The sequence below is a fragment of the Bacillus sp. FSL R5-0523 genome (genome assembly GCF_037975295.1).
Classification (GTDB): Bacteria; Bacillota; Bacilli; order Bacillales; family Bacillaceae; genus Bacillus; species Bacillus subtilis.
The window spans coordinates 722,712-742,619 of record NZ_CP150251.1; the positions used below are offsets into that span (position 1 = coordinate 722,712).

A 19,908-nucleotide genomic window follows, 5' to 3' on the forward strand; every position below is an offset into this window, starting at 1 on the left:
GAAGCAGATGGACAAAGAAACAGCGAAGCAGCGGGCAGAAGAACTGCGCCGCACCATCAACAAGTATAGCTATGAATATTACACCTTAGATGAACCGAGCGTCCCAGATGCCGAATACGACAGATTGATGCAGGAGCTGATTGCGATTGAGGAGGAGCACCCAGACCTCAGAACGCCTGACTCTCCTACGCAGCGCGTCGGCGGAGCTGTGCTTGAAGCGTTTCAGAAAGTCACCCACGGCACACCGATGCTCAGTCTGGGCAACGCCTTTAATGCTGATGATCTTCGTGATTTCGACCGCCGTGTGCGCCAAGCCGTCGGCGACGATGTGGCGTATAATGTGGAGCTGAAAATAGACGGTCTTGCTGTTTCTCTCCGTTATGAAGATGGCTATTTTGTCAGAGGGGCCACAAGAGGTGACGGAACGACGGGAGAGGATATTACGGAGAATCTGAAGACGATCCGCAATATCCCGCTCAAAATGAACCGTGAGCTGTCAATCGAAGTGCGCGGCGAGGCGTATATGCCGAAGCGTTCGTTTGAAGCTCTTAATGAGGAACGAATTAAAAATGAGGAAGAACCGTTCGCCAATCCGCGAAATGCCGCGGCGGGATCACTCAGGCAGCTCGATCCGAAAATTGCAGCGAAACGAAACCTCGATATCTTCGTCTACAGTATAGCGGAGCTTGACGAGATGGGTGTGGAGACCCAAAGCCAGGGGCTTGATTTTCTCGACGAACTCGGATTTAAAACGAATCAGGAACGAAAAAAATGCGGCAGCATAGAAGAAGTCATAGTGCTGATCGATGAGTTTCAGGCGAAGCGCGCTGACCTGCCGTATGAAATAGACGGCATTGTCATTAAAGTCGATTCCCTCGATCAACAGGAGGAGCTCGGTTTTACGGCGAAAAGCCCGCGCTGGGCCATCGCGTATAAGTTTCCTGCTGAAGAGGTCGTGACGAAGCTTCTCGATATCGAATTAAATGTCGGCAGAACGGGTGTGATCACGCCGACCGCGATTCTTGAGCCGGTAAAAGTTGCCGGCACAACGGTCTCAAGAGCATCCCTTCATAACGAAGATTTAATTAAAGAGAAGGACATTCGGATTTTGGATAAGGTTGTCGTCAAAAAAGCGGGCGATATCATCCCGGAAGTTGTGAATGTCCTCGTTGAACAGCGCACAGGAGAAGAACAGGAATTCAGCATGCCGACGGAATGTCCTGAATGCGGCAGTGAGCTCGTCCGGATCGAAGGAGAAGTGGCGCTTCGCTGCATAAATCCTGAATGTCCGGCGCAAATCCGGGAAGGGCTGATCCATTTCGTTTCCCGCAATGCCATGAACATTGACGGGCTCGGCGAACGAGTGATCACACAGCTGTTTGAGGAAAACCTTGTCCGCAATGTGGCAGATTTATATAAGCTGACGAAGGAACGAGTCATCCAGCTCGAGCGCATGGGTGAAAAGTCCACTGAAAACCTGATCAGCTCTATCCAAAAATCAAAAGAAAATTCGTTAGAGCGTTTGCTGTTTGGGCTTGGCATCCGTTTTATCGGATCAAAGGCCGCAAAGACGCTTGCCATGCATTTTGAAAGCTTGGAGAACCTGAAAAAAGCCTCTAAAGAGGAACTTCTCGCGGTAGATGAAATCGGTGAAAAAATGGCTGATGCTGTGATCACCTATTTTCATAAAGAAGAAATGCTTGAACTCTTGAATGAACTTCAGGAACTGGGCGTAAACACGCTCTACAAAGGCCCGAAAAAAGTAAAAGCAGAGGACAGCGATTCTTACTTTGCCGGTAAAACAATTGTTCTGACAGGAAAGCTGGAAGAGCTGTCAAGAAACGAAGCCAAAGCGCAAATTGAAGCGCTGGGCGGAAAGCTGACTGGAAGCGTCAGCAAAAACACAGACTTGGTCATCGCCGGAGAAGCGGCGGGAAGCAAGCTGACAAAAGCACAAGAGCTGAACATTGAAGTATGGAATGAAGAACAGTTAATGGGAGAGCTAAAGAAATAAGAGGAGTGTTTTCTATTGAAAAAGATGTTGGCATTGGCGGCAACGGCGGCAGTATTAATGCTGTCTGCCTGCTCGTCAGGTTTCGGGGGGGAGAAGGAGGAAGAGATTACGCAAAAGACGGCGAAATCGTCAGAAAAAGCGATTGTCCCGAAATATAATATCTCTGACTCCTATTACAAAATGGTGCTGCCGTTTAAGGCAGGCAAAGCGCGCGGCTTAACAACGGAACAGCTGAATACTAGGCTGGACATTGACGAGTTTGAAACAGGGCTGATGCGTCTTGCCCAAGATTCTTTCTCGACTGACGATTATCTGTTCCAAGAAGGACAATATTTAGATGAGGATACAGTATTAAGCTGGCTGGCACGGAAAAAAACGGGCTCTGATTTGAAAAAAGCCGAAAAAGAAGATAAAAACTTCAAAAATGAAGGCTTGAACCCAGCGCTCCCGAGTTCTGGTTCAACAGAAGAAAAGAACGAAAGCAGCCCGATTTATTTAGCATCCATGCTTGAGCACGATTATTTAGTCAGAAAGGACAAGAATTCTATCCAGCTTGGCGGCGTCATGATCGGACTGGCGTTAAACTCCGTGTATTACTATCGTGAAAAAACTGGCGACCCGCAAAAAGAAGTGGAGATTAAGGACAGCACGCTTCGCCAGCAGGGAGAAAAAATTGCACAGGAGGTTATTAACCGCCTCCGCAAAAAAGATAACTTGAAGAATGTGCCGATTACCGTCGCGCTTTATAAGCAGGCGTCAAAAACATCGATTGTGCCGGGGAACTTCATCGCCAAAACAGAGGTCAAAGCAGGCTCTACTGATATCTCAAATTGGGATGACATCAATGAAAAATATGTATTCTATCCGGCAGATACAACCACAGCAGAAAAATACCCGGATGACACCGAGGTCTTTAAGCGGTTCAAAAACTCAATTGAAGAATATTTCCCGAACTATACAGGCGTTGTCGGTACAGCGCTGTATGAAAATGATGAAATGAAGAAAATGAAGATTGACATACCAATGCAATTCTACGGAAAAAGTGAAGTTGTCGCGTTTACCCAGTTTTTAACGGGTGAAGTGATGGACTACTACTCTAAAGGCTCAGTTGATGTCGAAGTCAATATCACGTCCTCAGACGGACAGGAAGCGGTCATTATCCGCAATGCCGGAGATAAAGAGCCGACTGTTCACATTTATAACTGATAGAAACCCCTTGTGCCATATTGGCACAAGGGGTTTTATGTTACAATTAACAGGAAAAGGGAAATTATTTTCGCTTCTGCCGAAACACAAATCAAGGGGAGGTATGTTGATGCTGGAAATCGTGTGAAAACAATCATTATCAAATCTATAGCAATGAAAGGATGTTAGACATGCATAAAGATATCAAAAAAATATTTGAGGAAGAGCAGGTTTTGGCAGAAGCTGCAGCGAGATACGGTTTCTCAAAAGATCAGGTGCGTTTTCTGGCTGATGCGGAAAACTATGTATATGAATGTATGAAAGACAATCAACCTTATATTTTAAAGATTACCCATACGATTCGGAGATCTTCTGATTATATAATGGGAGAGATGGAATGGCTCCGTCACCTTGCAATAGGGGGAATTTCAGTAGCCAAACCGCTCCCGTCGCTGAACGGAAAAGACGTAGAAGCAGTGCCGGACGGAAACGGCGGGTCATTTTTATTGAGAGTGTATGAGAAAGCTCCGGGGCAAAAAGTGGATGAATCGGACTGGAATGAAACGCTATTTTATGAGCTTGGCAGATACACAGGCAGCATGCACAGCCTGACAAAAAGCTACAAATTGAGCAATCCCGCTTTCAAAAGACAGGAATGGGATGAAGAGGAGCAATTAAAGCTGAGAAAATATGTGCCTGAAGATCAGATAAAGGTGTTTCAGCAAGCCGATTCTTTGATGAATGAACTGCGGAGGCTCCCGAAAAGCCAGGACAGCTACGGCTTGGTGCATGCGGATCTGCACCATGGCAATTTTAACTGGGATCATGGCAAAATCACGGCATTTGATTTTGATGATATCGGCTACAACTGGTTTGTTAACGATATTAGCATTCTTCTCTACAATGTCCTGTGGTATCCTGTTGTGCCATATGATGATAAAGCTGCGTTTACAGAAGAATTTATGACGCATTTTATGAAAGGGTACTGGGAGGAAAATGAGCTTGACCCTGCATGGCTGATGATAATACCTGATTTCCTCCGCCTTCGCCATATGCTGATTTACGGATTGCTGCATCAGATGTTTGACCTTAACACAATAGGAGAAGAAGAAAAAGAAATGCTGGCCGGTTTCAGAAGAGATATAGAGAATGGCACGCCGATTACAGCATTTGATTTTTCAGCACTGGTGTAGATAGAAAAAGCCAATGGGATTCCAGTCCCATTGGCTTTTATAATGTATCACACTTCACGCCGACTACGCCTTCAATGGCTTTAATGTCATAGTAGACGTCGGTCGTGTATCTGTTTTTATGGACGCGGACCTTCACTTCCATAATTGGAAAATCCTTTTCGCCTAGGTCGTCGATCCGAACGGAGTGTGCTTTGATATCTCTTCTTTTCATTTCTTTTAAAATCTCTGTCATTTTGTCTTTATCAGAAAGTGACATTCTGATGCGGATGTCTTTTTCCTGCAGGCGGTCGGGGCCGATTTTTCTGACCACCCATGGGAGAAATTCCACGCTGATCAGGATGAACAGAAGACTGGCAAACGCTTCTTTATAAAAACCGGCTCCCGTAGCAAGCCCGAGCCCCGCTGCCCCCCAGATCATGGCCGATGTCGTCAGGCCGGAAATGACATCATTGCTTTTTCGCAGGATGACACCCGCGCCGATAAACCCGACGCCGGAGATGATTTGTGCCGGCAGACGAAGCGGATCCATCATGATGCGGTAGTATTTAGGGAAATGATATGCCGCATTAATACTGACGATCGTCAGCATGCATGAGCTGACTGCGATGACAATACAGGTTTTTAATCCGAGCGGCTTATTTTTTAATTCGCGTTCAAGCCCGATGACCATGCCAATCAATGTGGCAATGCCCAATTTCAATAAAATATCAGGATCAATATACCAGCTCAACAGCAACTTCCCCCTTCTCTATGGTGTTTTTAAATAAATATGATTTTCTCACAGTATTTATAGCAAAACAAGAGCACAAAAGCCACCAAGCTGCGCTTGATGGCTTATTGCTTACTTTTTGCGTTTTAACAGCTTTTCCATGACACCGAATAATCGGTAAGAGGCTTTTGCAGGACGTTTTGTGATCATGCTGACAATGATGCCGGCAATCATACTGAGAATAAACCCAGGAATAATTTCGTACACACCGGTTGATTTTGCCAGGCCGGTTGTAATCCAGATCAACACGGTCGCAGCCCCGACAATCATGGCAGCAAGCGCGCCCCATTCGTTCATTCGCTTCCAATACAGACTGAGCAGAATCGCAGGCCCGAAAGCTGAACCGAAGCCGGCCCAAGCGTATCCGACCAAATCAAGAATGGTGCTGTTCGGGTTCAATGATAAGAGTACCGCGATAACGGCAATGACTAAGACGGACAAACGCCCGATCATGACCAATTCTTTATCGGAAGCTTTTCGTCTGAAAAATGACCGATATAAATCCTCTGTTACAGCACTTGCTGTGACTAAGAGCTGTGAGGAAATCGAACTCATGATGGCAGCCAAAATAGCTGACAATAAGAACCCTGTAATTAATGGGTGGAACAAAATTTTAGAGAAGATAATGAAAATCATCTCCGGATCTTTTACAGCAACTCCGAATTTATGGGCGTATGCAACACCGATTAAACCCGTCAGCACGGAACCTAGAACTGTAATGATCATCCAGCTCATGCCGATTCGGCGTGCAGGCTTCAAATCTTTAATGTTTTTAATCGCCATAAATCGGACGATGATATGAGGCTGGCCGTAGTAGCCCAAGCCCCAGGCTAAATAGGAAATAATGCTAATGACGCTCGCGCCTTTAAAAATATCCAATAAGTGTGGGTTAACAGCGCCGATTTCATGGAGAGTCGGAGCAACGCCGCCCACATGGGTAAAAGCAACGATCGGCACAAGCACTAGTGCTGCAAACATGATCGCACCCTGCACGAAGTCAGTCAGACTGACAGCAAGGAAACCGCCAAACAGTGTGTATAACACGACAACTGCGGTGGTCAGAAACAAGCCTAATTTGTAATCCGCGCCAAAAGCAGATTCAAACAGCCGTCCGCCAGATACCATACCGGAAGAGGTATACAATGTGAAAAAGATCATGATGATCAAAGCAGATACGATTTTCAGCAGTGATGAAGAATGCTGGAATCGTTTATCAAAGAAATCAGGAATCGTAATCGCATCATCTGCCGCTTCTGTATAAGCACGCAGCCTTGGAGCCAGCAGCAAGTAATTTGAGTACGCCCCGATTGTAAGGCCTAAAGCAAGCCATAAGGTGGACAGCCCTGTCGCAAACATCGCGCCGGGAACACCCATCAGCATCCATCCGCTCATATCGGCCGCGCCGGCAGACAAAGCAGTAACGAATGGTCCGAGGCCTCTTCCTCCAAGCATGTAATCATTGATGTCAGTGGTTTTCTTGAATGCATACCAGCCGATTAACAGCATGGCAATAAAGTAAATTCCTAAAGATATAATAATTTCAATACTCACGTTTTACCCTCTCTTCATTTCTAATAATGTTGCATCACCTCTCAAATTGATGGTGCCAGTTAAGCAGCCTGGCGTAAGTGCAAAACAAAAGAAATTCCTTTGCGGGTGCACTTGGTAACTTAACCTAACAAAGTATTCCCGGCCATTCAAGCAATGAAACCTTGATCATGAGCGGGGAAAACCGTTGCAAACCTAGAAGGGAATAAAGAATAAAACGCTTTCAATAAATAATTAAAGTAAAAATATTCAGAAAAATGTTTCGTTTCTCCTTCTCCTCATTTTAGTATAAAATATATAGGGTATTGTTTCGAAAACACAGGCCTGTCTCAAGGCGTTTTGTTGCTTTAAAGGGCTTGTTTTTGATATGATCAGTATTATATGACTTAACGGAGAAATATGTGGAGGTGGATCATATGTCACGAATTTCAATAGAAGAAGTAAAGCACGTTGCGCACCTTGCAAGACTTGCGATTACTGAAGAAGAAGCAAAAATGTTCACTGAACAGCTCGACAGTATCATTTCATTTGCCGAGGAGCTTAATGAGGTTAACACAGACAATGTGGAGCCTACAACTCACGTGCTGAAAATGAAAAATGTCATGAGAGAAGATGAAGCGGGTAAAGGTCTTCCGGTTGAGGATGTCATGAAAAATGCGCCTGACCATAAAGACGGCTATATTCGTGTGCCATCAATTCTGGACTAAAGGAGGGACACAAGAATGTCATTATTTGATCATAAAATCACAGAATTAAAACAGCTCATACATAAAAAAGAGATTAAGATTTCTGACCTGGTCGATGAATCTTATAAACGCATTCAAGCTGTAGATGATAAGGTACAAGCCTTTTTGGCATTAGATGAAGAAAAAGCGCGCGCGTATGCGAAAGAACTTGATGAGGCGGTTGACAGCCGTTCTGAGCATGGTCTTCTCTTTGGTATGCCGATCGGCGTAAAAGATAATATCGTAACAAAAGGGCTGCGTACAACTTGCTCCAGCAAAATTCTCGAAAACTTTGATCCGATCTATGACGCTACTGTCGTTCAGCGCCTTCAAGACGCTGAAGCGGTCACAATCGGAAAACTGAACATGGACGAATTCGCCATGGGATCATCTACAGAAAACTCAGCTTACAAGCTGACGAAAAACCCTTGGAACCTGGATACAGTTCCCGGCGGTTCAAGCGGCGGATCTGCAGCTGCGGTTGCTGCGGGAGAAGTTCCGTTTTCTCTTGGATCTGACACAGGCGGCTCCATCCGTCAGCCGGCATCTTTCTGTGGCGTTGTCGGTTTAAAACCTACATACGGACGTGTATCTCGTTACGGACTGGTCGCATTTGCGTCTTCATTAGACCAAATCGGACCGATTACACGTACGGTTGAGGATAACGCGTTTTTACTTCAAGCGATTTCCGGCGTAGACAAAATGGACTCCACGAGTGCAAATGTGGACGTGCCTGATTTTCTTTCTTCATTAACTGGCGACATCAAAGGACTGAAAATCGCCGTTCCGAAAGAATACCTTGGTGAAGGTGTCGGCAAAGAAGCGAGAGAATCTGTCCTGGCAGCGCTGAAAGTCCTTGAAGGTCTCGGCGCTACATGGGAAGAAGTGTCTCTTCCGCACAGTAAATACGCGCTTGCGACATATTACCTGCTGTCATCTTCTGAAGCGTCAGCGAACCTTGCACGCTTTGACGGCATCCGCTACGGCTACCGCACAGACAATGCGGATAACCTGATCGACCTTTACAAGCAAACGCGCGCTGAAGGTTTTGGAAATGAAGTTAAACGCCGCATCATGCTTGGAACGTTTGCTTTAAGCTCAGGCTACTACGATGCGTACTACAAAAAAGCGCAAAAAGTGCGTACGTTGATTAAGAAGGACTTCGAAGACGTATTTGAAAAATATGATGTTATTGTTGGACCGACTACACCGACACCTGCGTTTAAAATCGGTGAAAACACGAAGGATCCGCTCACAATGTACGCAAACGATATCTTAACGATTCCGGTCAACCTTGCCGGCGTACCGGGAATCAGCGTGCCATGCGGATTAGCAGACGGACTTCCGCTCGGCCTGCAAATCATCGGAAAACACTTTGATGAAAGCACTGTATACCGCGTTGCTCATGCATTTGAACAAGCGACAGACCATCATAAAGCAAAACCTGAACTGTAAGGGGTGAAAAGAATTGAACTTTGAAACGGTAATCGGACTTGAAGTCCACGTTGAGTTAAAAACAAAATCAAAAATTTTCTCAAGCTCTCCAACGCCATTCGGCGCGGAGGCGAATACGCAGACAAGCGTTATTGACCTCGGATATCCGGGCGTCCTGCCTGTTCTGAACAAAGAAGCCGTTGAATTCGCAATGAAAGCCGCTATGGCGCTCAACTGTGAGATCGCAACGGATACGAAGTTTGACCGCAAAAACTATTTCTATCCTGACAACCCGAAAGCGTATCAGATTTCTCAATTTGATAAGCCAATCGGCGAAAACGGCTGGATCGAAATTGAAGTCGGCGGCAAAACAAAACGCATCGGCATCACGCGCCTTCACCTTGAAGAGGATGCTGGAAAACTGACGCATACGGGCGACGGCTATTCTCTTGTTGACTTCAACCGTCAAGGAACGCCGCTTGTTGAGATCGTATCAGAGCCGGACATCCGCACGCCGGAAGAAGCGTACGCGTATCTTGAAAAGCTGAAATCCATCATCCAGTATACAGGCGTTTCTGACTGTAAAATGGAAGAAGGCTCACTTCGCTGTGACGCCAATATCTCTCTTCGTCCGATCGGGCAAGAGGAATTCGGCACAAAAACTGAATTGAAAAACTTGAACTCCTTTGCGTTTGTTCAAAAAGGCCTTGAGCATGAAGAAAAACGCCAGGAGCAGGTTCTTCTTTCCGGCGGCGTCATCCAGCAGGAAACGCGCCGTTATGATGAAGCAACGAAGAAAACCATTCTTATGCGTGTCAAAGAGGGATCTGACGACTACCGTTACTTCCCAGAGCCGGATCTAGTCGAGCTCTACATTGATGATGAATGGAAGGAACGCGTAAAAGCAAGCATTCCTGAGCTTCCGGATGAGCGCCGCAAGCGTTATATCGAAGAGCTTGGCTTGCCTGCATATGACGCGATGGTTCTGACGCTGACAAAAGAAATGGCTGATTTCTTCGAAGAAACCGTTCAAAAAGGCGCTGAAGCTAAACAAGCGTCTAACTGGCTGATGGGTGAAGTGTCAGCTTACCTAAACGCAGAACAAAAAGAGCTTGCCGACGTTGCCCTGACACCTGAAGGCCTTGCCGGCATGATCAAATTGATTGAAAAAGGAACCATTTCTTCTAAGATTGCGAAGAAAGTGTTTAAAGAATTGATTGAAAAAGGCGGCGACGCTGAGAAGATTGTGAAAGAGAAAGGCCTTGTTCAGATTTCTGACGAAGGCGTGCTTCTGAAGCTTGTCACTGAGGCGCTTGACAACAATCCTCAATCAATCGAAGACTTTAAAAACGGAAAAGACCGCGCGATCGGCTTCCTAGTCGGACAGATTATGAAAGCGTCCAAAGGACAAGCCAACCCGCCGATGGTCAACAAAATTCTGCTTGAAGAAATTAAAAAACGCTAATAAAAAAGCAGCCCTTAGAGGCTGCTTTTTTTATGGTCAAATTGAGATAAAGACAGAGATGAGGGCCCGAAGCCTTTCAACTTCTTTGTCGTTGGTTCCGGTCAAATTGGACAGCATGCCTTTAATAATCGGTTTGCGCGGTTTATCCTGAGTCAATTCTTCCTCGATAACATCAAGTGATACGGTGATATCCTCGGGCAGCGTGCTGTTTTCTTTCACTTTCTGAATGTCCTCAAGCAGCTGGTCTTTTCCCGCAGGCATCGGGTTGAAAATGTCTTTTGATACAATCGGATTGAGTGCAGAACGGCTCAGCCCCTGTACAAGATCATCCAGTCTCTCAATAATAAAGGCTGAGATTTCTTCTGCATCGATATTAAGCTCACCGTTAAATACCATCACGTTCATATAAGAATGCACAATGCCTCTTGCCATAATGGACAGATCTGCGACATACCGCTCGATTCCTTTTCCATAGGATGACAGCAAGGCGTTCCGGTACAGCTTATCCGTCTCCATGGTTACTTTGTAAAAGTATTGCTTGATTTCTTGATTTTCCGGAATGATATTTTCGGTAAGCAAAAGTACGATAAAATCTTTATGATCACGAAAATCCTCAAATTGAGCGCCAATTTGTTTTTTCAAAACTTCTTTAGGCGGCTTTCCGGCGAGATCTTCTTCTATATTTTTCATTTTGTTCATAGACATACCGATATAATATTCACAGGCAGATAACAGCAGCGCTTCTTTCGATTTGAAGTGCAAATAAAAAGCGCCCTTCGAAATGCCGCATTCACTGGCGATTTCTTGGATCGTCGTAGCTGCGAATCCTTTTTTCGCAAATAAACGAATGCTGGTTTTTATGATTCTCTCTTTTTTTTCATTCATGACGTGCTTCCCCTTAATCCTTGAAAAATTTAGTAAAATTTTCTGGTATATGAGTTGACGTTGTTGCGTTATAACGTTTAGTATTATATAGAATGACCAGTCAGTCAATAAAAAATGTAATGGAGGATATGATGAATCACGTTATTAATTTCGTTCTGAAAAACAAATTCGCCGTATGGCTGATGACGATTATTGTAACGGCAGCCGGCTTGTATGCGGGTATGAATATGAAGCAAGAGTCTATTCCTGACGTGAACATGCCTTACTTGACGATCAGCACGACATATCCGGGTGCGACACCAAGCCAAGTGGCTGATGAAGTGACCAAACCGGTTGAACAAGCCGTGCAGAACTTGGACGGTGTCAGTGTTGTGACTTCGACGTCCTATGAAAACGCATCGTCGGTCATGATTGAATATGATTATGAGAAAGATATGGACAAAGCGAAAACAGAAGCAGCTGAAGCGTTAGAAAACGTCAACCTGCCTGATGACGCGAAGGATCCGGAGATTTCACGCTACAGCTTGAACTCATTCCCGATTCTGACGCTGAGCGTGTCCAGTGATAAAGATAACCTGCAAGAGCTAACGAAACAAGTGGAGGACAGCCTCGTTTCTAAGCTTGAAGGCATAGAAGGTGTTGCGTCCGTCCAAGTATCAGGCCAGCAGGTGGAAGAGGTTGAATTCTCTTTCAAAGAAGACAAACTGAAAGAATACGGCCTTGATGAAGATACAGTCAAGCAAGTGATTCAAGGTTCAGATGTGACAACTCCGCTTGGATTGTACACATTCGGAAATGAAGAAAAATCTGTCGTCGTCAGCGGCGATATTGAAACAATTAAAGATTTGAAGAATATGAGAATCCCGACGGCATCTGCTTCAAGTGCAGGCAGCAGCGCAGCATCTCAAGCGGGTGCGCAGAGTGCTCAAGCAGCTCAAAGCGCGCAAGCGGCAGCACAGGCGCAGCAAAGCGCAAGCACAGCAGTGCCGACGGTCAAGCTTTCTGACATTGCCACAATTAAAGATGTGAAAAAAGCTGAATCTGTTTCACGCACAAATGGCAAAGACAGCATCGGCATCAATATCGTCAAAGCAAACGATGCGAATACGGTAGAGGTTGCCGACAATGTCAAAGCTGAGCTGAAGAAGTTCAAAGAAGACCATAAAGGCTTCAATTACAGCGCAACTCTCGACATGGCGGAGCCGATCACACAGTCAGTTGACACGATGTTAAGCAAAGCCATCTTCGGTGCTATTTTTGCGATTGTGATTATTCTCTTATTCTTAAGAGATATCAAATCAACATTAATTTCTGTTGTTTCAATTCCATTATCATTGCTGATCGCACTCCTTGTACTGCAGCAGCTTGATATCACATTGAATATTATGACGCTCGGCGCAATGACCGTTGCCATCGGACGTGTAGTCGATGACTCCATTGTTGTCATCGAGAACATTTATCGCCGAATGAGACTCAAAGACGAGCCGCTCCGCGGAAAAGCCTTGGTTCGTGAAGCGACGAAGGAAATGTTTAAACCGATCATGTCATCGACGATCGTGACAATTGCGGTATTCCTGCCGCTCGCACTTGTTGGCGGACAAATCGGTGAATTGTTTATTCCATTTGCCTTAACGATTGTTTTTGCGCTTGCCGCATCCCTGGTGATTTCAATCACGCTTGTGCCGATGCTCGCACACAGCCTGTTCAAAAAATCATTAACGGGCGCGCCGATTAAAGCGAAAGAACACAAACCTGGCAGACTTGCAAACATCTATAAAAAAGTATTGAACTGGGCGCTGAGCCACAAATGGATCACGTCTATCATCGCTGTTCTGATGCTCCTTGGAAGCTTGTTCCTCGTACCGTTAATCGGTGCCAGCTACCTGCCGTCCGAGGAAGAAAAAACGATGCAGCTCACATACAGCCCAGAACCGGGTGAAACGAAAAAAGAAGCCGAAAATGAAGCTGAAAAAGCGGAAAAAATCCTGCTTGACCGCAAGCATGTCGATACGGTTCAGTATTCATTAGGCTCTGGCAGCCCGCTTGCCGGAGGAGATTCTAACGGTGCGTTATTCTATATCAAATATGAAAGCGACACGCCTGACTTTGATAAAGAAAAAGATAACGTTCTGAAGGAAATCCAAAAGCAATCTGACCGCGGAGAATGGAAGTCACAGGACTTCAGCTCTTCAGGCAATAACAACGAATTAACATACTATGTGTATGGCGATTCTGAAAACGATATTAAAGACACGGTCAAAGACATTGAAAAAATCATGAAAGATGAAAAGGATCTGAAAAACGTAAATTCAGGCCTTTCCAGCACATATGATGAGTACACATTTGTCGCTGACCAAGAAAAACTAAGCAAACTCGGTTTAACTGCGTCTCAAATTTCTCAGGCCTTAATGTCACAAACATCGCAAGAACCGCTCACCACAGTGAAAAAAGACGGCAAAGAGCTTGATGTGAACATTAAGACAGAAAAAGACGAGTATAAGAGTGTGAAAGATTTAGAGAATAAAAAGATCACTTCCGCGACTGGCCAGGAAGTCAAAATCGGCGATGTGGCAAAAGTGAAAGAAGGATCAACATCAGATACCGTGTCAAAACGTGACGGAAAAGTCTATGCGGATGTCACAGGTGAGGTTACATCTGACAATGTCACAGCCGTATCAGCTGCTATCCAGAAGAAAATTGATAAGCTTGACCATCCTGATAACGTATCGATTGATACAGGCGGCGTATCAGCGGATATCGCTGATTCCTTCACGAAGCTCGGTTTAGCGATGCTGGCAGCAATAGCGATCGTTTACCTTGTGCTCGTGATTACCTTCGGCGGAGCACTAGCGCCATTTGCGATTCTGTTCTCATTGCCGTTCACAGTCATCGGTGCCCTGGTCGGACTTTACGTATCAGGTGAAACGATCAGTCTGAACGCAATGATCGGTATGCTCATGCTGATCGGTATCGTTGTCACGAATGCCATTGTCTTAATTGATCGCGTGATTCATAAGGAAGCGGAAGGCCTGTCTACGAGAGAAGCGCTCCTGGAAGCCGGCTCTACACGACTCCGTCCGATCCTGATGACAGCCATTGCGACAATCGGCGCCTTGATTCCATTAGCCCTCGGCTTCGAAGGCGGAAGCCAGGTCATTTCAAAAGGACTCGGCGTCACGGTTATCGGCGGTTTAATCAGTTCAACACTTCTGACGCTCTTGATCGTGCCAATCGTATATGAAGTATTGGCGAAGTTCCGCAAGAAAAAACCTGGAACGGAAGAAGAGTAAAAAACAAAAAGCCTCAGCTCTGCTGGGGCTTTCAGCTTGTTGAAAAACCCTCGCATTCGTTGTCAGGTCTGCGCGTCGGTGCTCACGAATTCTACATTCGCTCCGCTCCAATGCTCCCCCTTCCTAGACTACAAGGGTTTTCAATCAAGCTGAAAGAATGTTAAGGATGACAAAAGCTCAAAACAAGAATCAGTTTTGAGCTTTTGTGCGTTTTCACCTGTAAGATTATGTACATTTTGTTGCGATTTTTTTAACTCATAGTATAATTAAAGGTTGTTAGTGTAAAAATGGATCGGATACTCTTAAGTAGGATGATGAGATAATGAAACGTGCACGCATAATATACAATCCGACTTCAGGACGGGAGATCTTTAAAAAGCATCTTGCCCAGGTCCTGCAAAAATTTGAACAAGCCGGCTATGAAACCTCCACCCATGCGACAACATGCGCAGGAGACGCTACACACGCTGCCAAGGAAGCGGCATTGCGTGAGTTTGACCTGATCATTGCGGCAGGCGGAGACGGAACGATCAACGAGGTCGTCAACGGGCTTGCGCCTTTAGACAACCGTCCGACACTTGGTGTGATTCCTGTCGGCACAACGAACGACTTCGCCAGAGCGCTCGGCATTCCGCGAGAGGATATTTTAAAAGCGGCAGATACGGTCATTAACGGCGTCGCCCGCCCGATTGATATCGGACAGGTCAACGGCCAGTATTTTATCAATATCGCCGGAGGAGGCCGTCTGACAGAGCTGACGTACGACGTGCCAAGCAAACTCAAAACAATGCTAGGCCAGCTTGCTTATTATTTAAAAGGAATGGAAATGCTGCCTTCACTTCGTCCGACAGAAGTCGAGATTGAATATGACGGCAAGCTGTTTCAAGGTGAAATCATGCTGTTTTTGGTCACGCTGACAAATTCCGTCGGCGGGTTCGAAAAACTCGCGCCGGATTCCAGCCTGAATGACGGCATGTTTGATTTGATGATATTAAAGAAAGCAAACCTTGCTGAATTTATCAGGGTCGCCACGATGGCGCTTCGCGGCGAACATATCAACGACCAGCACATTATTTATACAAAAGCGAACCGCGTGAAAGTCAATGTATCAGAAAAGATGCAGCTGAACCTGGACGGCGAGTACGGCGGCATGCTGCCGGGCGAATTCGTGAATCTGTACCGGCACATTCACGTCGTCATGCCGAAGGAGAAAGCGGAACAGCTGGATGACTAAAACTTGGCTTTGTAAGCCAAGCTCAGAATGTTGACAAAATCCTAAAACAGTTTTCGTTTTAGGATTTTGTCATCTTTTCAGCGTGATTGAAAACCTTTGAAGTCTAGGAAGGGCGAGCATCGGAGCACAGCGAATGTTGAATTCGTGAACACCGAGGCACAGGCCTGACAACAAATGCGAAGGTTTGCCTACACGCTGAAACTTTGCTTGAATAGGCCAAGTTTTTCTTTCGCTTAAAACAAGAGGTGAACATACATGAAAATGAAACCCCCAGTAGAAAAAAACGAATACTACGACGTGACATTTGAGGATTTGACCCACGAAGGAGCGGGCGTCGCAAAGGTTCAGGGATTCCCGATATTCGTGCCGAACGCTCTTCCGGAAGAAAAAGCCCAAATCAAAGTGACCCGCGTAAAAAAAGGTTTTGCTTTCGGACGCTTGATTGAGCTGAAGGAAGAAAGCCCGCATAGAACGGACGCCCCATGCCCGATTTACAAGCAATGCGGAGGCTGTCAGCTTCAGCACATGACCTACGAAGGCCAGCTCCTGTTTAAACAGAAACAAGTCAAAGACGTCTTAGAACGCATCGGCAAGCTGAACCTGTCAAACGTCACCGTGCACCCGACACTCGGCATGGAAGACCCGTGGAACTACAGAAACAAAGCACAGGTGCCGGTAGGAGAACGGGAAGGCGGACTCGTCGCCGGATTCTATCAGCAAAGAAGCCATGACATCATCGATATGAGCGCCTGCCTGATCCAGCAATCCAAAAACGACGAAGCCGTCCAAGCCGTCAAAGACATTTGCGCCAAATACGGTGTCAAAGCCTACAATGAAGAACGCCACAAAGGCTGGCTCCGCCACATCATGGTCAGATACGGCGTTGTTACGGGCGAAATGATGATCGTCTTCATCACAAGAACAAGCGATTTCCCGCATAAAGCGAAGATCATCGAAGACATCACAGCGCAATTCCCGCACGTCAAATCCATCGTGCAAAACATCAACCCAAACAAAACAAACGTCATCTTCGGAAACGAAACAAACGTCATCTGGGGCGAAGAATACATCTACGACCTCATTGGAGATGTCAAATTCGCCATCTCCGCCAGATCGTTCTACCAGGTCAACCCGGAGCAAACAAAAGTGCTGTACGACAAAGCACTTGAGTACGCAGAGCTGCAAGGTGAAGAAACCGTCATCGACGCCTACTGCGGCATCGGAACGATTTCTCTCTTCCTGGCAAAGCAGGCGAAAAAAGTGTACGGCGTTGAGATTGTGCCAGAAGCAATTGAAGACGCCAAACGAAATGCCGAACTAAACGGCATCACAAACGCAGAGTTCGCGGTCGGGGAAGCGGAAACCGTGATTCCACAATGGTATGAAGAAGGCATCACGGCCGATACGCTAGTCGTCGATCCGCCAAGAAAAGGCTGCGACGAAGCTCTTCTGCGGACGATTGTGGAGATGAAACCGAAGCGAGTGGTGTACGTTTCCTGTAATCCTGGCACGCTTGCGAGGGATTTGCGGGTGCTTGAGGATGGCGGGTATGAGACGCGCGAAGTGCAGCCTGTGGATATGTTTCCGCATACGAATCATGTGGAGTGTGTGGCTGTGCTTAAACTTAGAGAAGGCAACTAACCCTTGGGGGTTGTTGCCTTTTTTGATTGTTATAACTGGAAAGGCTAAACTTCATGGTTTTTCTTGAATAATTTTATAGTTAGATCACTAATTTTAGATATACCACTCAAGTGAGGTCATCGTTTTGTGGATTTCAAGCAGAAGTTAATCAGCATCTTGAACATCAACATTCTATCACCTTGTCACCTATTTCTTCAGAAAAAGAGACACAGCCTAAGCTGCGTCTTGTCCTTAACCAAGCGTTCCGTTTTCTGCAATCGTCATTTCCTTGTCAAAGATGGCTTTGTCTGCTAGGGAGTTCGTTGAATCGTTTGCAGCTTTGCTTGTCATGTTTCTGGATGCTACGTTTACTTCATTTCCTAAGGAAGAACTGATAAAGCTTACACCGATCAAAGCAATTACAGCGCACAAAGTCAGTTTAAATTTCATACAAACAATCCCCTCTCTGAATTTGTTTGCGGGCATGAACCATCTTTTTGAAACAGATAACAGAATCATCCATCTGCCCAATTTCAGTATAAAACTTTGCGGCTAATAATGCCAACTCTTCCATATAAGGATATCCTTGGGATGTCTCTAATTTGTTGAAAACATTTAATAAAATGGATGCTTCTCCTTTTTTGATAAACAGCGCCTGCAATCCTTCAAACATGATTTTAAATAGGTTATCGCCGAATTTACATGCGAAGCGTACGCCTTTTCTGAAACAATCCATTGCTTGGTCTTGTTTATGTTGAAGAAAATAAATTAAGGCTAAATCGTGGTAAGCTTGTGTCAAGTTGTTGAAATTTGATTTTTTAAATTGGAGTATCGATTTCTCCATATATTTTGCTGCTTTCGTCAATTCGCCCATTTTAAGGTAACAATTTCCGATATTGAATAAAGCTTGGCCGTAAATCCGCTTGTTTTTGCTTTCAAGCAGTCGTGCGCCTTTTAGCGCCTGCTCGAGGTGAGGGAGTGCCTTTTCATGACTTTCTAAATCGTCGTAGTTACCTGCGATCACAAAATGGCATTGTATGCGGCGGACTGAGTAAAGATCGTGCGTTTTATAGATGTTATACGCCTGAGAAGAATAGTGCATGGATACGTGGGTTTGTTTCATATGATAAAACACTTCAGCCATTTTAAAATAAAATTCCGCCCGCTCAATTTCATCTGAAATATAGGGAATTGTGTTTTCCGCTTTTTGATAGAATGTAATGGCACTTAAGAAATTGCCCTCTTTGAATTCATACATCCCTTGAAAAAAGTAATAGTAGTATTCAACGAGTTTCTCCATCTTTCTGTTGCTGTCTTCAATTCTCTTTGAATATTCTGATAACTCCATTTGGTTTCCTTCAGATGGAATCACATAGTCAATCATAAGCTGATGGCGAAATGCAATGAGCTGATAGTAAATCAAGAGGTCTTGGTCTTCTTCCATGATGTCAATGTTCCGTTCGATCTCAGCTTTAAGCATTTCAGCATCTGTCACATTAAACTTTTGAATATGCCGGTTCCATTCATTAATTTTTATCCCAACGTGCGGAGACGAAATCGTGCCCAAACTTCTCACCCTTCCTCTTCTCACTAATTATGTAAATTTTATCAATACAGAAATTTAATAGGAAGGGGTTGAGCGAACGCAAAAAAAATTTTCGGTGCTGTCCGCAAAAGGGAGTTTGGGTGTTTTGCGTTATATTTGGTTTTGTGAAGGTTAGCGGAAACTCAATTCGTGAAGTTAGGATTGCGGTTATTACGACTGAGTAGTAGTTTCGTCATACTCTTTTAGCAGTTTTTCTGTCTTATGCATTTCTTTGAGCATCGGATTCATGTAGTCGTTAGCTGATTCTAGATATGCTCTTGTCAGAGTATCTAGTTTATTTTTAACTTTAGAGAGGTCTTCTTCGAATTGTTCCTTTGTTGAATGTTGGATAAATTCTTTTGCCTCTTCATATCTTTTTAATATGTTTTTCACCATTGGAGTTGGATTCTTTTGATTGTTTGTTTTTATTGCTGTGATTGTTAAATTAATTTGTTTTATTAATTCTTTTCTTACTGTCAAGGTGATGCTTCTTTTATAAAGTGAGATGAGATAAAAATAAAGCCCTCGAGTAAGAGGGCTTCATATTTATTTAGAATTTTTTACTTAAACATAGGATACTGCACCAATAAATTTAAATGAATAGTTTTTATCGTTTATTTCTTTCTCCCTGCCGTCATATTCAAAATTATATAAAAGAACAGCAGCATTGATGTGTTCAGGAATTGCGGTACCTACTATTTTCTCAAATCGAGGTAAGATGACACTATCGTACGAACAGCCGCCAATTAGTTCAGATAAATTATTACAATTTTTTTCATGTGCAACTTTTTCTATAAAATCTTCATCTAATTCATCTATATCTATATCAAAATCAATTAAAAATTGGGAAGGAAGAAAATCACCTTCATCCTCATTGTAATCTAATTCAACATATTTACTTAATGATTCATCATCATTTATACTTCCAATCCACAATGATACGAAATTTTGACGTTCCATA

The 19,908-nt window shown here is 44.7% G+C and carries 15 protein-coding genes and 1 pseudogene; 9 read left to right on the forward strand and 7 right to left on the reverse strand.

Going from position 1 to position 19,908, the window contains the following annotated elements:
* The first annotated feature begins 7 nt into the window (after window positions 1-7).
* The 3 genes from ligA (at window position 8) to NYE53_RS03710 (ending at window position 4,392) form a co-directional block, all read left to right on the forward strand.
* On the forward strand, window positions 8-2,014 hold the full coding sequence (ligA, locus tag NYE53_RS03700) for an NAD-dependent DNA ligase LigA (protein WP_339247324.1): 2,007 nt from the start codon (window positions 8-10) through the stop codon (window positions 2,012-2,014).
* 15 nt (window positions 2,015-2,029) lie between these two features.
* Entirely contained in the window at window positions 2,030-3,220 is a 1,191-nt protein-coding gene (locus tag NYE53_RS03705) for a CamS family sex pheromone protein (RefSeq protein ID WP_339247326.1), read from the forward strand.
* A gap of 161 nt (window positions 3,221-3,381) precedes the next feature.
* Window positions 3,382-4,392 carry a phosphotransferase enzyme family protein gene (locus NYE53_RS03710; RefSeq protein WP_085186997.1) on the forward strand — a complete coding sequence of 337 codons (1,011 nt, stop codon included), beginning with the start codon at window positions 3,382-3,384 and terminating at the stop codon, window positions 4,390-4,392.
* A 37-nt stretch (window positions 4,393-4,429) separates the two neighbouring features.
* Here NYE53_RS03710 and NYE53_RS03715 read toward each other — a convergent pair whose 3' ends face one another.
* Both NYE53_RS03715 and opuE read right to left on the reverse strand, forming a co-directional pair.
* Window positions 4,430-5,128 carry an MgtC/SapB family protein gene (locus NYE53_RS03715; RefSeq protein WP_010886431.1) on the reverse strand — a complete coding sequence of 233 codons (699 nt, stop codon included), beginning with the start codon at window positions 5,126-5,128 and terminating at the stop codon, window positions 4,430-4,432.
* Window positions 5,129-5,233: 105 nt separating this feature from the next.
* Complete coding sequence (gene opuE / locus NYE53_RS03720) at window positions 5,234-6,712, reverse strand: proline transporter OpuE (protein WP_003233905.1); 1,479 nt, start codon at window positions 6,710-6,712, stop codon at window positions 5,234-5,236.
* 413 nt (window positions 6,713-7,125) lie between these two features.
* Between opuE and gatC the strand changes: the two genes are divergently transcribed.
* From gatC to gatB, 3 genes are read left to right on the forward strand one after another with little or no spacing between them, the layout of a single operon-like run.
* Complete coding sequence (gatC, locus tag NYE53_RS03725; RefSeq protein ID WP_003219442.1) at window positions 7,126-7,416, forward strand: Asp-tRNA(Asn)/Glu-tRNA(Gln) amidotransferase subunit GatC; 291 nt, start codon at window positions 7,126-7,128, stop codon at window positions 7,414-7,416.
* A gap of 15 nt (window positions 7,417-7,431) precedes the next feature.
* On the forward strand, window positions 7,432-8,889 hold the full coding sequence (gatA, locus tag NYE53_RS03730) for an Asp-tRNA(Asn)/Glu-tRNA(Gln) amidotransferase subunit GatA (protein ID WP_339247329.1): 1,458 nt from the start codon (window positions 7,432-7,434) through the stop codon (window positions 8,887-8,889).
* Window positions 8,890-8,902: 13 nt separating this feature from the next.
* Window positions 8,903-10,333 (forward strand): Asp-tRNA(Asn)/Glu-tRNA(Gln) amidotransferase subunit GatB, encoded by a 1,431-nt coding sequence (gene gatB, locus NYE53_RS03735; protein ID WP_003219444.1) that lies wholly within the window; start codon window positions 8,903-8,905, stop codon window positions 10,331-10,333.
* Window positions 10,334-10,347: 14 nt separating this feature from the next.
* On the opposite strand, the pseudogene NYE53_RS03740 reads toward gatB, so the two are convergent.
* A pseudogene (locus NYE53_RS03740) lies at window positions 10,348-11,218 on the reverse strand (TetR/AcrR family transcriptional regulator).
* A gap of 131 nt (window positions 11,219-11,349) precedes the next feature.
* Between NYE53_RS03740 and srfP the strand changes: the two are divergent.
* The 3 genes from srfP to rlmD all read left to right on the forward strand — a co-directional run bounded on the left by srfP (window position 11,350) and on the right by rlmD (window position 17,383).
* Entirely contained in the window at window positions 11,350-14,508 is a 3,159-nt protein-coding gene (gene srfP / locus NYE53_RS03745; protein ID WP_014479080.1) for a surfactin resistance protein SrfP, read from the forward strand.
* Window positions 14,509-14,830: 322 nt separating this feature from the next.
* The gene (locus tag NYE53_RS03750; protein WP_003233894.1) at window positions 14,831-15,742 is read left to right on the forward strand and encodes a diacylglycerol kinase; all 912 of its coding nucleotides are present in this window, start codon (window positions 14,831-14,833) and stop codon (window positions 15,740-15,742) included.
* Between the two features lie 255 nt (window positions 15,743-15,997).
* The gene (gene rlmD, locus NYE53_RS03755) at window positions 15,998-17,383 is read left to right on the forward strand and encodes a 23S rRNA (uracil(1939)-C(5))-methyltransferase RlmD (protein WP_339247330.1); all 1,386 of its coding nucleotides are present in this window, start codon (window positions 15,998-16,000) and stop codon (window positions 17,381-17,383) included.
* Between the two features lie 231 nt (window positions 17,384-17,614).
* On the opposite strand, the gene NYE53_RS03760 is transcribed toward rlmD, so the two are convergent.
* The 4 genes from NYE53_RS03760 to NYE53_RS03775 form a co-directional block, all read right to left on the reverse strand.
* Window positions 17,615-17,812 (reverse strand): hypothetical protein, encoded by a 198-nt coding sequence (locus NYE53_RS03760; protein WP_003240078.1) that lies wholly within the window; start codon window positions 17,810-17,812, stop codon window positions 17,615-17,617.
* Window positions 17,802-18,929 (reverse strand): Rap family tetratricopeptide repeat protein, encoded by a 1,128-nt coding sequence (locus NYE53_RS03765; protein ID WP_339247332.1) that lies wholly within the window; start codon window positions 18,927-18,929, stop codon window positions 17,802-17,804. The genes NYE53_RS03760 and NYE53_RS03765 overlap by 11 nt, the downstream gene beginning before the upstream one ends.
* A 189-nt stretch (window positions 18,930-19,118) precedes the next feature.
* Window positions 19,119-19,427, reverse strand: coding sequence for a hypothetical protein (locus NYE53_RS03770; protein ID WP_336155606.1), 309 nt, complete (start codon window positions 19,425-19,427; stop codon window positions 19,119-19,121).
* An 84-nt stretch (window positions 19,428-19,511) separates the two neighbouring features.
* A complete protein-coding gene (locus NYE53_RS03775; RefSeq protein ID WP_336155607.1) occupies window positions 19,512-19,907 on the reverse strand; it encodes an immunity 22 family protein in 396 nt (131 codons plus the stop codon).
* Window position 19,908: the final 1 nt, after the last annotated feature.